This window comes from Enterobacter cloacae complex sp. P27C (assembly GCF_014895705.1).
GTDB lineage: Bacteria > Pseudomonadota > Gammaproteobacteria > Enterobacterales > Enterobacteriaceae > Enterobacter > Enterobacter bugandensis.
The window spans coordinates 359,400-373,984 of the sequence record NZ_JADBQB010000001.1; the positions used below are offsets into that span (position 1 = coordinate 359,400).

Annotated in this window: 15 protein-coding genes; 8 read left to right on the forward strand and 7 right to left on the reverse strand. The window is 58.7% G+C overall.

The genetic code is table 11. The annotated features are described in order from the left end of the window. Positions 1-138 precede the first annotated feature (138 nt). Both msrB and IM291_RS01780 read left to right on the forward strand, forming a co-directional pair. Complete coding sequence (msrB, locus tag IM291_RS01775) at positions 139-552, forward strand: peptide-methionine (R)-S-oxide reductase MsrB (RefSeq protein ID WP_028012770.1); 414 nt, start codon at positions 139-141, stop codon at positions 550-552. 41 nt (positions 553-593) lie between these two features. Beyond that, complete coding sequence (locus IM291_RS01780; protein ID WP_061098531.1) at positions 594-872, forward strand: YeaC family protein; 279 nt, start codon at positions 594-596, stop codon at positions 870-872. 59 nt (positions 873-931) lie between these two features. Here the strand turns inward: IM291_RS01780 and IM291_RS01785 are convergent, their stop codons facing one another. From IM291_RS01785 to sppA, 4 genes are all read right to left on the reverse strand, one after another. Further along, positions 932-2,188: a glycoside hydrolase family 18 protein gene (locus IM291_RS01785; protein ID WP_192985966.1), complete on the reverse strand. Its 1,257-nt coding sequence runs from the start codon at positions 2,186-2,188 to the stop codon at positions 932-934. Positions 2,189-2,360: 172 nt separating this feature from the next. Next, positions 2,361-3,002 (reverse strand): bifunctional nicotinamidase/pyrazinamidase, encoded by a 642-nt coding sequence (gene pncA, locus IM291_RS01790; RefSeq protein WP_045630119.1) that lies wholly within the window; start codon positions 3,000-3,002, stop codon positions 2,361-2,363. Positions 3,003-3,011: 9 nt separating this feature from the next. Beyond that, complete coding sequence (gene ansA / locus IM291_RS01795; protein ID WP_028012774.1) at positions 3,012-4,028, reverse strand: asparaginase; 1,017 nt, start codon at positions 4,026-4,028, stop codon at positions 3,012-3,014. Between the two features lie 63 nt (positions 4,029-4,091). After that, positions 4,092-5,948: a signal peptide peptidase SppA gene (gene sppA / locus IM291_RS01800; RefSeq protein ID WP_192985967.1), complete on the reverse strand. Its 1,857-nt coding sequence runs from the start codon at positions 5,946-5,948 to the stop codon at positions 4,092-4,094. Between the two features lie 167 nt (positions 5,949-6,115). On the opposite strand from sppA, the gene IM291_RS01805 reads away from it, so the two are divergent. The 3 genes from IM291_RS01805 (at position 6,116) to IM291_RS01815 (ending at position 9,739) form a co-directional block, all read left to right on the forward strand. Next, positions 6,116-6,667: an NAD(P)H nitroreductase gene (locus IM291_RS01805; RefSeq protein WP_028012776.1), complete on the forward strand. Its 552-nt coding sequence runs from the start codon at positions 6,116-6,118 to the stop codon at positions 6,665-6,667. A gap of 116 nt (positions 6,668-6,783) precedes the next feature. Then, positions 6,784-7,827 carry a selenide, water dikinase SelD gene (selD, locus tag IM291_RS01810; RefSeq protein ID WP_192970925.1) on the forward strand — a complete coding sequence of 348 codons (1,044 nt, stop codon included), beginning with the start codon at positions 6,784-6,786 and terminating at the stop codon, positions 7,825-7,827. A 4-nt stretch (positions 7,828-7,831) separates the two neighbouring features. Further along, on the forward strand, positions 7,832-9,739 hold the full coding sequence (locus IM291_RS01815) for a DNA topoisomerase III (protein ID WP_192985968.1): 1,908 nt from the start codon (positions 7,832-7,834) through the stop codon (positions 9,737-9,739). Between the two features lie 59 nt (positions 9,740-9,798). Here the strand turns inward: IM291_RS01815 and gdhA are convergent, their stop codons facing one another. Continuing rightward, entirely contained in the window at positions 9,799-11,142 is a 1,344-nt protein-coding gene (gene gdhA / locus IM291_RS01820) for an NADP-specific glutamate dehydrogenase (protein WP_192985969.1), read from the reverse strand. Between the two features lie 227 nt (positions 11,143-11,369). Between gdhA and IM291_RS01825 the strand changes: the two genes are divergently transcribed. Then, positions 11,370-11,642, forward strand: a complete 273-nt coding sequence (locus tag IM291_RS01825; RefSeq protein WP_028012780.1) for a YnjH family protein — start codon at positions 11,370-11,372, stop codon at positions 11,640-11,642. On the opposite strand, the gene IM291_RS01830 is transcribed toward IM291_RS01825, so the two are convergent. Further along, a complete protein-coding gene (locus tag IM291_RS01830; protein ID WP_028012781.1) occupies positions 11,602-12,018 on the reverse strand; it encodes a pyrimidine (deoxy)nucleoside triphosphate diphosphatase in 417 nt (138 codons plus the stop codon). The two genes, IM291_RS01825 and IM291_RS01830, sit on opposite strands and share 41 nt — an antisense overlap. 75 nt (positions 12,019-12,093) lie before the next feature. Between IM291_RS01830 and IM291_RS01835 the strand changes: the two genes are divergently transcribed. Together IM291_RS01835 and IM291_RS01840 are read left to right on the forward strand one after the other, a co-directional pair. Continuing rightward, positions 12,094-12,663 (forward strand): carboxymuconolactone decarboxylase family protein, encoded by a 570-nt coding sequence (locus IM291_RS01835; RefSeq protein ID WP_028012782.1) that lies wholly within the window; start codon positions 12,094-12,096, stop codon positions 12,661-12,663. Beyond that, complete coding sequence (locus IM291_RS01840; protein WP_192985970.1) at positions 12,656-13,273, forward strand: CDP-alcohol phosphatidyltransferase family protein; 618 nt, start codon at positions 12,656-12,658, stop codon at positions 13,271-13,273. Before IM291_RS01835 ends, IM291_RS01840 begins: the two co-directional genes overlap by 8 nt. On the opposite strand, the gene IM291_RS01845 is transcribed toward IM291_RS01840, so the two are convergent. Next, complete coding sequence (locus IM291_RS01845; protein WP_192970930.1) at positions 13,270-14,577, reverse strand: sulfurtransferase; 1,308 nt, start codon at positions 14,575-14,577, stop codon at positions 13,270-13,272. The genes IM291_RS01840 and IM291_RS01845 overlap by 4 nt on opposite strands. Between the last annotated feature and the right edge of the window lie 8 nt (positions 14,578-14,585).

Sequence of the window (14,585 nt, forward strand, 5' to 3'; positions counted from 1 at the left end):
AAAATGTGAACGTGATCACAATTGCCTGACCGCCTTTTCGCGACACATAAGTTTAGAACAAAAGTGCACGCAAGGGTGTTAATGTTTTGTTAGAATCCGGGTTAAAAGATGTCTGTTTCTACAGCGAGATGTAAGCATATGTCGAACCAACATAACCCTGACGATTTGAAAAAAAACCTCACCGAAATGCAGTTTTACGTGACCCAGAATCACGGCACGGAGCCGCCATTTACCGGGCGATTACTGCACAACAAGCGAGACGGTGTCTATCACTGTCTGGTCTGCGATGCCCCGCTGTTCAATTCACAAACGAAATACGACTCCGGCTGCGGCTGGCCGAGCTTTTACGAGCCGGTGAGCGATGACGCAATCCGCTATCTGACCGACTCGTCGCACGGTATGGTGCGCACGGAAATTCGCTGCGGTAACTGCGACGCGCACCTGGGGCACGTCTTCCCGGATGGTCCTCAGCCAACGGGTGAGCGTTTCTGCGTGAATTCAGCCTCAATGAGCTTTACCGATGATGAAAACGGCGACCAGATTAAGGGTTGAAAAAACGATTCAGCAAATTATTCCTTTGAAAGGGAGAGATCGTGAATATTGAGGACATGATTAACGGGATGACCCCGGAAGTTTATCAACGTCTGGTGACCGCCGTTGAGCTGGGAAAATGGCCGGACGGTGTGGCGCTCACGCCTGAGCAAAAAGAGAACAGTTTGCAGCTGGTGATGCTGTGGCAGGCGCGCAATAACACCGATGCGCAACACATGACTATCGACACTAACGGTCAGATGGTGATGAAGAGCAAGCGAGAGCTGAAGGAAGATTTTGGCATCACGCCGAAGCCGATTGCGACGATGAAAATGCAATAACGGTGCGGGTTGATGCCCTCACCAGGCCCTCTCTCTGTGGGAGAGGGCCTGGTGTCTTACTACTTATGCGGGATCCCGAGCGACTCCGCCAGCTGTTTCGCTAACAGATTATTGTCGTCCGCTCCGTACTCCCAGAACATCGCCCCGGCGAGGCCTTTCTCTTTGATGTAGTCCGCCTTGATCGCGACAGAACGCGGATTCTCATACGAAATCGCAAACAGCGCGTTGCCATCGGCACCCTTTACCGAGAGCCACGGTACCTTCGCCTGGTCGTCCCAGTGTTCGGTAAAACGCTTCTGCGGATCGTTCAGCAGCTTCTTCACGATATCGTTGTACTTCACGTAGGTATCTTTTGTCAGGTCATAGCCGAGCGACTTAAACAGGGCGATCTCCTGCGGTCCAAAGTAGGGCTGGGTGACCGGATTTTTTTGCGCGTCCGGCTTGCTCCAGTCAATGCCCGGTTCAACCGCACGTTTCGGTACGCGGCCGTAAAAACCGATCCCGAGGTTCATCTGCTGCGGCTTCAGCCCGGCGGCCAGATAGTTATTCACCACAAAATCGACGCTATATTTGTCGGCGGCAGCCACCGTTGGCCAGGCTCTGGAGTCATACAGGTTCGCGTTGAAGTACTGTGTCCCGTACGCCATGTCGTAGGTCATCAGGTTGATGTAGTCGAGGAGCGGGGCGATGGCTTTGACATCCACCCAGCTTTTCGGACTTTCCGCATTCGCGCCCACCGCAATGGTCACCAGCTTTTTCTGCCCGAACGCGTCGCGCATCTCTTTCAGCAGGGCGGTAAAGTTATCCCTGTCGGCGGGCTGGCTTGCAACCAGCCCCCACGCGCCGTTGACCGGATATTCCCAGTCGAGATCGATCCCGTCCAGACCGTATTTCTCAACAATTTCCTTCGCGGAGCGGATAAACACCGCGCGACTCTCCTGGGTTGCCGCTGCGCCAGAGAAACCGCGTGCCCCCCAGCCGCCAACGGAGAGCAGGACTTTCAGGTTCGGGTTTTGTTTACGCAAGGTCGGGATAAGGGCCAGATCGGACGCCACTTTTGGCGACAGCCAGATTTGATGCAGCTTCGCCGGATCTTTCAGCGCAGGGTTGGTCTCATCTTTCTCGTTGTTATAAACAAGCCCAAACGAGTAGTTCAGGTGGGTGATCTGTCGAACGTCCAGTTTATTGATATCGCCACCCGGTCCGGCGGTGACGTCACCACCCCCGTTAAAGTAGCCCACGGACATCAGAGGCGCGGCGGAAGCAAGCGACGCGCAAAGCAAGGGTAATGCTGCCAGCAGGGGCAAACGTTTCATACAAGTTCCTCTTTGACTTAATAAAAATAACCACGCCACAGAAAAGGCGTGGCGAAAAAACAGCCTGAAGAGAATAGCATTGCCGCTTCGCTGAGGATGCGAGGGAGTTCACTTTATGGGGATTGGGGAGGGGTTTTGCCGGGTAAGCGTCAGCGCCACCCGGCTTAAAAGGCTACGCCTGCGTTTCCTGCCAGTCTGCCAGCGTATACAGCGTGGCACCTTCGGCGGCCATATCCATAAACGCCTGGGCGCTGTCCTGTGGTTGGATGTTCACCCCACGACAGCCGTCGGTGATGACGCTAACGGTATAACCCAGCTGGAGCGCGTCCAGCACGGTAAACTTCACGCAGTAATCCGTCGCCAGACCCAGCACGATCAGCTCCGTGATTTCATGGTGACGTAACCACGCGTCCAGCGCCGTCTTCTGGCGATGCCCGTTATCGAAAAACGCGCTGTAGCTGTCGATGACCGGGTTTTCACCTTTATGGAACACCGCGTCAATGGCCTTCTGATTCAGGAGCGGGTGCAGCTCCGCTCCTTCGGTCTGCTGTACGCAGTGATCCGGCCAGAAGGTTTGCGCCAGACCGTCGAGTTCACCCTGGGTGAAAGGCTCAACGTTGTGCTGGCTGGCAAAGCTGCCGTGGTTCGCCGGGTGCCAGTCCTGGCTGGCGACAACCGCTTCACCGCGGGCTTTGCACCAGTCAATCAGGGTATTTGCCACGTCAACGGTACTGTCACCTTCGGCGACGGCCAGCGCGCCGCCCGCGCAGAAATCATTTTGCAAATCGACCAGTAGCAGGGCGCGTTGCTTCATGAGAGCTCCTTATTCGTCCGGGGTCAGCTCGCCGCGAAGGTTTTGCATCATTGCGCGGCGAATGGACTGAATGTCCAGATCCTGACTCAGTAAATAATGAAGTTTAGTCAGCGTCGCCTCAACGGTCATATCGAAGCCGCTGATCACCCCCGCGTGCGCCAGCGCGTTGCCGGTGGCATAGCCGCCCATATTGACCTTGCCAGACATGCACTGGGTCAGGTTTACCACCACAATTCCGCGCTCGCTGGCTTCCTGAAGCTCCTTCAGAAATTCGCCGTTCTGCGGAGCGTTGCCGACGCCATAGGAACGGAGGATCAGCGCTTTCACCGGCTGGCGCAGGAAGTTGCGCACCACGTCCGCGGAGATGCCCGGATAAATGGTGACCACGCCAATCGGCTGCGGGGTAATCGGATGCACAATCAGCTCGCCGGCGGTGTTCGGTGCCGGAGGCGTTCCCAGACGACGGATATGAATACCCGCTTCCAGCAGCGGCTGCAGGTTAGGGGAGGCAAAGGCATCAAAACCGTCGGCATGGGCTTTGGTGGTGCGGTTGCCGCGATACAGGCGATTGTTAAAGAACAGCGACACTTCGTTGATCGGGTAATTCGCCGCCACGTACAGGGAGTTCAGCAGGTTGATCTGCCCGTCCGAGCGCAGCTCCGCCAGCGGTATTTGCGACCCGGTGACGATCACCGGCTTGCTCAGGTTCTCCAGCATGAAGGAGAGCGCCGAAGCGGTGAACGCCATGGTGTCGGTGCCGTGAAGGATCACGAAGCCGTCGTACTGGTCGTAATGGGCTTTAATGTCATCCGCGATGTGCTGCCAGTCTTCCGGCGTCATGTCGGAGGAGTCCATCAGCGGCTCGTATTCATGGATGGTGAAGTCAGGCATTTCCGGACGGTGGAATTCAGGCATCAGCGCAAGCTGACGCTGCAGATGGCCGGAGACGGGGATATAGCCATTTTCAGAGCGCTGCATACCGATGGTACCGCCAGTGTAGGCTACATAAATCGATTTCTTCTGCATGGTAGTGAGTTCTTGTTCTTCAAAAGAAAAAAATCCCCTCTTCACGGGAAGAGGGGACGGTTTTTAACGGACGTTCGCGCAGGTCAGGCAAAACGCGTAACGACTTTGTGGATCGTTAAAGGCCGCAAGCTTATCGCTTTCCGCCTTCATCGCTTTCGCAGCCGTGGTCACCGGGACCGGCAGGTACGCCTGCAGCGCCTCCGGCAGCATGGCCCGTACGGAGACGGACATGCTGTCCATCACCATATCGAAGAACGACGGTTCGTCCTGATAATACTCAACGTGCCACTGCTTGAGCTTCGCCAGTTCGGCGGCTTTCTTCACCGCGTCGTCGAAGTCGCCCAGGCTGTCGACCAGACCGTTACTCTTCGCATCCTGTCCGGTCCAGACGTGGCCCTGAGCAATCTGGTCGATCTGTTCCGGCGTCTTCTTACGCGAGTCGGCAACCAGCGTGATAAAGCGTTTATAGCCGTTCTCAATGCTCAGCTGCATCATCTCTGAAACTTCCGGCGGCAGAGATTTGGTCATCGACACATCCGCCAGCGGCGACGTGGAAACGCCATCGGTATGCACGCCCAGATAATCCAGGCTGTTTTCCACGGTGTTAATCACCCCGAAGATGCCAATCGAGCCGGTCAGCGTGCTTGGGTTCGCCACAATATAGTTGGCAGGCGTGGAGATCCAGTACCCACCAGACGCGGCCATGCCGCCCATGGATACGACGATCGGCTTGCCAGCGGCACGCGCTGCGGCCAGCTCGGCGCGGATCACTTCGGAAGCGCTAACGCTGCCGCCAGGGCTGTTCACCCGCAGGACAATCGCTTTCACTTTCGGGTCAAGGCGTGCATCGCGAATTTGCGACGCGGTAGTATCACCGCCGACGTTCCCCGGGGTTTCCTGACCGTCCATGATAGCGCCGTTAGCAAACACCACGGCTACGCTGTCGCCGCTGTCGTCCGGCTTTTTCGCAGCATAGTCATACATGCTGATGGCGCTGTAGTTTTTGTCCTCTTTGCTCCAGCCAAACTGTTTGGTCAGGGCTTTTTCGATATCTGCACTGGTGCCCAGCGCGTCAACCAGCTTGTTGTCGAGCGCATATTTCGCGGTATCACCGTCGACCTTGCGCAGTCCATCCAGCACGCCGCGAGCGCCAGGGAACACCTGCTCAGCGGTAATTTGACGGTTAGCGGCAACGGTACCCAGATAGTTCTGCCACAGCTCGCCAATCCAGCGGCTGTCCGCTTCACGGGCGGCAGGGGACATATCGTCGCGGATAAACGGCTCCACGGCAGATTTATAGGTGCCGACGCGGAAGACGTGGGTGGTGACCTTCAGCTTGTCGAGCAGCGATTTGTAGTACAGGCCGTTGGTGGCAAAACCGTGCAGATCGACCGTACCCTGCGGCGAAAGCCAGATCTTATTGGCGAAGCTTGCCAGATAATATTGCCCCTGGCTGTAGCTGTCGCCCACGGCAATCACCGGCTTGCCGCTGTCGCGGAACTCGCGCAGCGCTTTACCGATGTACTGCATAGAAGGCTGATCGCCTCCGGCAAAATCTTTCAGATCCAGCACGATCCCGGTGATGTTTCGGTCGTCTTTGGCCTGACGGATAGTATCGACGATATCGAACAGGGAGTTCTCCTGCAGGCGGTCTGACGTCGCGCCAAACAGCTGGCGGCCGATCACCCCCAGACGATTGCTGGTGGACGGTTTATCAACGATCACGCCGGTGATATCGAGTAACAGGGCCCCACGAGTCGAATGCTGCGCCTGATTCGCGTTGCTGATATGCATCCAGATGCCCGCGCAAACCAGAACCAGCAGGATGAAGAAGATGTTCATCACCAGGTTGCGGACGAAGTTGAGCAGTCGCCACGTCCATTTAAAGAAACCGGCAAAGATTCGCCAAAGGGTTCGCATGTATTCTCCCTAACCAGAAAATGACTGTTTCCGTCGCCACTGGACGGTAATGTTGGGTTATCGTAATGACCCAACCGCCACTTGTCAGCAGGAATCGCCTGCCAGGCTGTAACAAAATCTGCCGTCGTGTTAATTTTGTGAGTAAATTTCAAGAAAGGAGTTAACCAATGGATGCACTCGAACTGCTTGTTAACCGTCGTAGCGCGTCACGTCTGGCCGAACCCGCCCCAGCGGGCGAGCAGCTGGAAAACATTCTGCGTGCCGGTATGCGTGCGCCGGATCATGGCACGCTGCAGCCGTGGCACTTCTTTGTGATTGAAGGCGAAGGCCGCGATCGCTTCAGTCAGCTGCTGGAGCAGGGGGCAGTTGCCGCCGGGCAGGATGAGAAAGGTATCGACAAGGCGCGTAACGCGCCGTTCCGCGCCCCGATGATTATCGCTGTCGTGGCGAAATGCCAGGCCGACCATAAGGTGCCGGTCTGGGAGCAGGAAATGTCTGCCGGCTGTGCGGTGATGGCGATGCAGATGGCCGCCGTTGCGCAGGGTTATAACGGTATCTGGCGCACCGGGCCGCTGACCGAGAGCGCCGCAGTGCGGGCAGGATTCTCCTGCGGTGAGCACGACAAAATTGTCGGTTTCCTTTACCTCGGCACCCCGCAGCTTAAAGCCTCCAGCACCATTAGCGTGCCGGACACCACGCCTTTCGTCAGCCGTTTTTAATTACACGCGCTAAACTGTCTGGATTCTGAGCATCCGCCGCAGAATTCAGACAGTCATACTTACCTCTTTATGGAATGAGCGCTACCATAGCGCGATTGAGATGACAGGAGACGTCCATGAGCGAGCAAACCATTCGTTTAACGCAGTACAGCCACGGAGCCGGTTGCGGTTGTAAAATTTCCCCGAAAGTGCTGGAGACCATTCTGCACAGTGAACAGGCGAAGTTTGTCGACCCGAACCTGCTTGTCGGCAACGAAACGCGTGACGATGCGGCGGTTTATGACTTAGGTAACGGCACCAGCATTATCAGCACCACTGACTTCTTTATGCCGATTGTTGATAACCCGTTCGACTTCGGGCGCATCGCGGCCACCAACGCCATCAGCGATATCTTCGCCATGGGCGGTAAGCCGATCATGGCCATCGCCATTCTGGGCTGGCCGATCAGCACCATTCCACCGGAAATCGCCCGCGAGGTGATTGATGGCGGGCGTTTCGCCTGCCAGCAGGCGGGGATTGCGCTGGCCGGCGGCCACTCGATTGATGCGCCAGAGCCTATCTTCGGCCTGGCCGTTACCGGCGTGGTGCCGACCGAGCGCGTGAAGCGCAACAGCACCGCGCAGGCGGGCTGCAAGCTGTTCCTCACCAAGCCGCTGGGCATTGGTGTGCTCACCACCGCTGAGAAAAAATCCCTGCTCAAACCGGAGCACAAAGGTCTGGCGACGGAAGTCATGTGCCAGATGAACCTCGCCGGCGCGGCGTTCGCCAATATCGACGGCGTAAAGGCGATGACCGACGTCACCGGTTTTGGCCTGCTGGGGCACCTCTCTGAAGTCTGTCAGGGCGCAGGCGTGCAGGCGCAGGTCTGGTATCAGGACGTGCCGAAGCTGCCTGGCGTGGAAGAGTACATTGCCCAGGGCGCGGTTCCGGGCGGTACCCAGCGCAACTTCGCCAGCTACGGTCACCTGATGGGCGAAATGCCTGAGGCGTGGCGCAACCTGCTGTGCGATCCGCAAACCTCCGGCGGCCTGCTGCTGGCCGTCACGCCGGAATCCGAAGCCGAGGTTCAGGCAACCGCCGCCGAGTTTGGCATCACCCTGACGGCGATCGGCGAACTGGTGACCGCCCGCGGCGGCCGACCGATGATTGAGATCCGTTAATTCGATGCGGTTGTTTATTGCCGAAAAGCCGAGCCTGGCCCGTGCCATCGCCGACGTGCTGCCTAAACCGCATCGCAAAGGCGACGGCTTTATCGAATGCGGTAACGGGCAGGTGGTCACCTGGTGTATCGGCCACCTGCTTGAACAGGCGCAGCCGGACGTCTACGACAGCCGCTACGCCCGCTGGAACCTCAACGACCTGCCCATCGTGCCGGAAAAGTGGCGTCTTCAGCCTCGTCCGTCCGTCACCAAACAGCTCAACGTCATCAAGCGCTTCCTGCATGAGGCAACGGAGGTGGTCCACGCAGGTGACCCGGACAGAGAAGGGCAGCTGCTGGTGGACGAAGTGCTGGACTACTTGGAGCTGGCGCCGGAAAAGCGCCAGCAGGTGCAGCGCTGCCTGATCAACGACCTCAACCCGCAGGCCGTTGAGCGGGCGATCTCGCGCCTGCGTTCCAACAGCGAGTTTATTCCGCTGTGCGTCTCTGCTTTAGCGCGCGCCCGAGCGGACTGGCTGTACGGCATCAACATGACCCGCGCCTACACCATCCTCGGGCGTAACGCGGGCTATCAGGGCGTACTCTCCGTGGGCCGCGTGCAGACGCCGGTGCTGGGGCTGGTGGTGCGTCGCGACGAAGAGATCGAGAACTTCGTCGCCAAAGATTTCTTTGAAGTGAAAGCGCATATCGTCACGCCTAAAGACGAGCGCTTTAACGCCGTCTGGCAGCCGAGCGACGCTTGCGAGTCGTACCAGGATGAAGAGGGGCGCCTGCTGCACCGTCCGCTGGCGGAGCATGTGGTTAACCGTATTACCGGCCAGCCGGCCATCGTTACCAGCTATAACGATAAACGGGAATCAGAACCCGCGCCGCTGCCGTTCTCCCTTTCTGCTCTGCAGATTGAGGCCGCGAAGCGCTTTGGCCTCAGCGCGCAGAACGTGCTGGATATCTGCCAGAAACTCTACGAAACCCATAAGCTCATCACCTATCCACGTTCGGACAGCCGCTATCTGCCGGAAGAGCACTTTGCCGGACGCCATTCTGTGATGAATGCCATCGGCGTCCACGCGCCGGATCTGCTCCCGCAGTCCGTCGTTAACCCGGACACCCATAACCGCTGCTGGGACGACAAAAAGGTCGATGCCCACCACGCGATTATCCCGACGGCGCGCGCCAGCAGCGTCAATCTGACCGACAACGAAGCGAAGGTCTATAACCTGATCGCCCGTCAGTACCTGATGCAGTTCTGCCCGGACGCGGTGTTCCGCAAGTGCGTCATCGAGCTGGAAATTGCCAAAGGCAAGTTTATCGCTAAAGCGCGTTTCCTCGCGGAAGCGGGCTGGCGCACGCTCCTCGGCAACAAAGAGCGCGATGAGGAGAACGACGGCACGCCGCTGCCGGTGGTCGCTAAAGATGACGAACTGCTGTGCGAGAAGGGTGAAGTGGTTGAACGTCAGACCCAGCCGCCGCGCCACTTCACCGATGCAACGCTGCTGTCGGCCATGACCGGGATCGCCCGCTTTGTGCAGGATAAAGATCTGAAGAAGATCCTGCGCGCCACCGATGGACTGGGTACGGAAGCAACCCGCGCGGGGATCATCGAGCTGCTCTTTAAGCGAGGTTTTCTTGAGAAAAAGGGGCGCTACATCCACTCAACGGAACCGGGCCGGGCGCTCATACACTCCCTGCCGGAGCTGGCCGCAAGGCCGGACATGACCGCGCACTGGGAATCCGTACTGACGCAAATCAGCGAAAAGCAGTGCCGCTATCAGGACTTTATGCAGCCGCTGGTGGGGACGCTTTACCAGCTGATCGATCAGGCGCGCAGCACGCCGGTGAAGCGGTTCAGAGGCATGGTTGCACCCGGTGGTGGCGCGAAGAAACCGTTCAAAAAGAAAAAGAGCGCGGCCTGATACGCCCGGTTTTCTCCCTCTCCCCGTGGGAGAGGGCACCCGGCCGCATGATATAAACCTTAAATCACACCCTGCCCAATCATCGCATCCGCCACCTTCACGAACCCGGCGATATTCGCCCCGCGCACGTAGTTGGTTTGCGATGCCTCGCCGCCGTACTCGACGCAGGCATGGTGAATATCCAGCATGATGTGGTGCAAACGGGCATCCACTTTCTCCGCCTTCCAGCCGAGCCGCGCCGCGTTTTGCGCCATCTCCAGGCCAGAGGTCGCCACGCCGCCCGCGTTCGCCGCCTTGCCTGGCGCAAACAGCACGCCCGCCTCCAGGAACAGATCCGTTGCCTCGATAGTGGTCGGCATATTCGCCCCTTCCGCTACCGCCTTCACGCCGTTGCTAATTAGCGTGCGCGCGGCGTCCGCGTCCAGTTCGTTTTGCGTGGCGCACGGCAGGGCGATATCCACCGGTACGCCCCACGGCTGTTTGCCTTCCAGATACGTCAGGCCAAACTCCGCGGCATAATCGGCAAGCCGGCCATCGCGGCTGGCTTTGATTTCGCACAGGCGCGCCAGTTTCTCCGCCGTAAAGCCCGCTTCGTCCACTACCGTGCCTTTAGAGTCGGAGGCCGTCACCACGCGGGCACCAAACTGCATCGCTTTTTCGATAGCGTACTGCGCCACGTTACCGGAGCCGGAGACCGCCACGCGCATCCCCTCGAAACCTAAGCCGTGACGCTTGAGCATTGCCTCGGTGAAGTAAACCAGGCCGTAGCCGGTCGCCTCCGGGCGGATCAGGCTGCCGCCAAACGATAACCCTTTGCCGGTAAAGACGCAGGCGCTGTTGTTGGAGAGTTTTTTCATCATCCCGGCCATAAAGCCCACTTCGCGGGCCCCCACGCCGATATCCCCCGCCGGTACGTCGGTGTCCGGGCCGAGGTGGCGGTAGAGCTCAGTCATTAGCGCCTGACAGAAACGCATCACTTCGCCTTCGCTTTTGCCTTTCGGGTCGAAATTGCTCCCGCCTTTACCTCCGCCCATTGGCAGGGTGGTGAGTGCGTTTTTAAACGTCTGCTCAAAGCCAAGGAATTTCAGAATCGACAGGTTCACGGAAGGGTGGAAGCGCATGCCGCCCTTAAACGGACCGATGGCGGAGTTAAACTGCACGCGCCAGGCGCGGTTGACCTGTACCTGGTTGCGGTCATCCACCCAGGTCACGCGGAACTGGATCACACGCTCTGGTTCAACCAGACGTTCCAGCAGCGACAGTTGACGATAGCGCGGGTTTTCTTCAAGGAACGGCCAGAGGGTAGTCATTACTTCACGAACGGCCTGAGCAAATTCGCTTTGGTGCGGGTCGCGCTGCTGAACATAGGCAAGGAAACTTTCCAGAGAGCGTGTCTGATCCATAGATATAAGAACCTCTTATAGTAATTAATGTATGTTGCTTATGCGATTTGTGTTGTTTTTTTGACTATACCACCCGTACCGCTTTGTGAAGCAAGCAGAAATGTGGACCGAAAGGGAAATTAATGACCCGGGCCGCGTCATAACAAAAAGCGATGGCGCGCTAAATTAAAGATTCTGCCCGATTTACCGTTATAGTCATTATCAGGACACAACAGGAAGAGAAGTCTATGAACCGTTACGTGATGGCAGCGCTATCGTTGATGTTGACCGCAGGCGCGCAGGCGGACCGCATTCGCCCGGACGTGGAGGTAAACGTGCCGCCGGAGGTCTTTAGCTCCAGCGGCCAGCGCGCGCAGCCGTGTAACCAGTGCTGCATTTATCAGGATCAGAATTATTCCGAAGGGGCGGTGGTGAAGGCTGACGGCGTGCTGCTGCAGTGCCAGCGCGACGAGCGCACTATCAGCACGAACCCGCTGGTCTGGCGGCGCGTAAAAGAATAAACGCCTCCAGCAGCGGAATATCCGCCGGAGCTAACTCATAACTGAAAGCCTCTTCCGGCGTACACCACGCCAGCGCGCTGTGGTAGTGCGCCGTTAACTCTCCGCTGAAGCGGGGTACGTGCCAGGCGTGCAGGTTGATTAACCGCTGTGATACCTCGCGCTGATGGCTCGCCACGTACTGCTCAGGCTGTGCCTCGATACCCAGCTCTTCACGCAGCTCGCGGATAAGCGCCTCAGGCTGGGTTTCTCCGGCCTCCACTTTGCCGCCAGCGAACTCCCACATTCCCGGCTGGTCGGCGTGAGCAGGGCGCTGTGCCAGTAAAATTTTGTCGTCTTTTTCGATGATGGCCGCAACGACATCGACTGTTTTTAGCATGGTCGTCAATACTTGATAGCGAAAAACGCCATATTATCGTGCCCTTTCAAAGAGTCCAGCCATCAGGAGAATCAGGTGAAAGAGACGTCCACCTGGGTAGAGCCCATCCCAACCCTTCCGGCGAGCGTAAAACCCATTGCCGCCATGCAGCAAAAACACTTCGGCGCCGTGCTGAACCCCACGCGCTGGTGGGGACGCATGCCGCGTCTGTTCTGGCTGGTCGCTTTGTTTGTGGGGTTTCTGGAGCGCAGAAAAGCGCGCCTGACGCCAGTGCTGCGCTCGCTGCTCATGACGCGCATATCGCAGCTGTGCCACTGTGCGTTCTGTATTGACGCCAACAGCCTGCGCCTGGCCGAGCGCTGCGGCGCGCTGGATAAAGTCCAGGCCGTAAGCGGCTGGGCTGATTCTGACGTGTTCAGTGAACAGGAACGCGCGGCGCTGGCCTATGCGGAGGCGGTGACCGCCACGCCGCCCCGGGTGGATGAAGCAATCAAAACGGCGATGAAACGCCACTTTACGGATGATGCCATCACTGAAATGACGGCGCTCATTGCCTTTCAGAATCTCTCGGCCCGGTTTAATGCCGCGCTGGATATACCGGCACAGGGGCTGTGCGCCACGTTTAAAGGGAAGCCTGATGCTTGACCGTCACCTGCACCCGCGCGTAAAGCCCGCTCTGGACCGTCTGGTATCCGTGCTGGATAAGCCGGGCGTTACGCCCGACGGATTAACGCTTGCCGGGTTTGCCATCGGCCTGCTGGCGCTGCCGTTTCTGGCCCTCGGCTGGTATCCGGCGGCGCTGGCCGCCATCGTCCTGAACCGCCTGCTTGATGGTCTGGACGGCGCGCTGGCGCGTCGGAGAGGACTGACGGATGCGGGAGGGTTTCTCGATATCGCCCTCGATTTTCTGTTCTATGCGCTGGTGCCGTTTGGTTTTGCGCTGGCTGCACCTGCAGAGAATGCGCTGGCGGCGGCCTGGCTGTTGTTTGCGTTTATCGGCACCGGCAGCAGTTTTCTCGCCTTTGCCGCGCTGGCGGCGAAGCACGAGATCGAGAACCCCGGCTATGCGCATAAGTCGTTTTACTATATCGGCGGGTTAACGGAAGGGACGGAGACCATCGCGCTGTTCGTGCTGTGCTGCCTGTTTCCGGCACAGTTTACGCTGTTCGCGTGGATATTCGGCGCGCTGTGCTGGTTGACCACCACAACGCGCATCTGGAGCGGCTACGTGACGCTGAAGTCACTCACCCGTTAGAGAGCACTCTCTGGTCCGCGCTCTCCGGCGGTGACCGGGTTCTGCGGGTGGCTGCTCCATTCGTACCAGCCGCCGTCATAGACGGCGATATTTTTCCAGCCCATCGCCCGGGCGTACATAAAGGTTTCGGACGCCCGCCAGCCGGTGCCGCAGTAAAACGCGACCTGCTGTTCCGGCAGAATATTCCAGCGCTTCCACTGGGCGGCGATGTCGTCAGCGCTGCGCATGGTGCCATCCGGGTTATGGAAATCCTCCATGTGGGTGGCATCGCTGCCCGCATGGCCCCAGCGGGCGCCGGCAATTTCACCTTTTGGCTTGATGTAGCTGTAGCCGCTGGTTTCGCCGATAAACTCCGGCCATGAACGAATGCTGACCAGGGAGGCATCCTGACGGTGCAGCATGCCGCGCGCCTGTTCCATATCCACCATCAGCTGCGGCTGGCCGGGGATCGGCGCGCCAAAATCAGGGGCAGGAGCCACTTTGCCGGGCGTACCGCGCTCAACCGGCAGACCGGCATCTGACCACGCCTTCCAGCCGCCATCGAGAAGGCGCACATCCTTCACGCCCGCGTAGAGCATGATCTGCGCCACGCGCGCGGCGGCGTAAACGTCGCGCCCGTACAGAATAACGGTGGTATCGTGACGGATCCCGTGCTTTGCCAGCATTGCTTTCAGCCTGTCGTCGGAGACTTTGTTCCACAGCGGCTCGCTTTCCACCTCGTTGGTGTCAATGTAGCCCGCGCCGGGAATGTGGTTAAGCAGGTAAAACTTCGGCGCGCCCCAGGCCGCTTCTATGACTTTCCATTCGCCCGCCGGCGCGGAGGTCACCGGTTTGCCCTGCTGAAGCCGGTGGATCCACTGCGGGTAGACGAGCTGTTCAAAGTGGGGCAGGCGCTGAAGGCGGTCGGGCGTCCGCAGAGCATCGCTGAGCAGCGAAACGTGGCGGTAACCAGCTTTCTCCAGACGGGCTTTCACCGCCTGGTTATCGTTCTCGTCGCCATACAGCGCGATGGACGTCGCAGGGGTAAGCTGATGCTGTTTTGCCCAAAGTGCAATCTGCTCGTCGCTCATGGCGCTAAGCCAGGCGGCTGCCAGGTTGAGCGCAGCGGGTTCGTGCCCGGAAGGACCGCTGAGGGTCTGCGGCCAGCCGTTATAGAAGGCGCTGGGGCGGGTGTCGATTGCCGCGCCGTGCTGCGCCTGAAGCTGAGACAGCGTCATCGCGTTGGCCATATCAGCAGCCTGAGAGGAAAAAGAGGCGAGGCCGCAGATCAGGGCCAGCGCGGTCAGTTGAGAAACACGTTTCATCGAATAAC

Bases quoted from the DNA above. Each gene is read 5' to 3' on its own strand.
- msrB (WP_028012770.1), top strand. From the start codon at position 139: ATGTCGAACCAACATAACCCTGACGATTTGAAAAAAAACCTCACCGAA.
- IM291_RS01785 (WP_192985966.1), bottom strand. From the start codon at position 2,188: ATGAAACGTTTGCCCCTGCTGGCAGCATTACCCTTGCTTTGCGCGTCG.
- pncA (WP_045630119.1), bottom strand. From the start codon at position 3,002: ATGAAGCAACGCGCCCTGCTACTGGTCGATTTGCAAAATGATTTCTGC.
- ansA (WP_028012774.1), bottom strand. From the start codon at position 4,028: ATGCAGAAGAAATCGATTTATGTAGCCTACACTGGCGGTACCATCGGT.
- sppA (WP_192985967.1), bottom strand. From the start codon at position 5,948: ATGCGAACCCTTTGGCGAATCTTTGCCGGTTTCTTTAAATGGACGTGG.
- IM291_RS01805 (WP_028012776.1), top strand. From the start codon at position 6,116: ATGGATGCACTCGAACTGCTTGTTAACCGTCGTAGCGCGTCACGTCTG.
- selD (WP_192970925.1), top strand. From the start codon at position 6,784: ATGAGCGAGCAAACCATTCGTTTAACGCAGTACAGCCACGGAGCCGGT.
- IM291_RS01815 (WP_192985968.1), top strand. From the start codon at position 7,832: ATGCGGTTGTTTATTGCCGAAAAGCCGAGCCTGGCCCGTGCCATCGCC.
- gdhA (WP_192985969.1), bottom strand. From the start codon at position 11,142: ATGGATCAGACACGCTCTCTGGAAAGTTTCCTTGCCTATGTTCAGCAG.
- IM291_RS01825 (WP_028012780.1), top strand. From the start codon at position 11,370: ATGAACCGTTACGTGATGGCAGCGCTATCGTTGATGTTGACCGCAGGC.
- IM291_RS01830 (WP_028012781.1), bottom strand. From the start codon at position 12,018: ATGCTAAAAACAGTCGATGTCGTTGCGGCCATCATCGAAAAAGACGAC.
- IM291_RS01840 (WP_192985970.1), top strand. From the start codon at position 12,656: ATGCTTGACCGTCACCTGCACCCGCGCGTAAAGCCCGCTCTGGACCGT.
- IM291_RS01845 (WP_192970930.1), bottom strand. From the start codon at position 14,577: ATGAAACGTGTTTCTCAACTGACCGCGCTGGCCCTGATCTGCGGCCTC.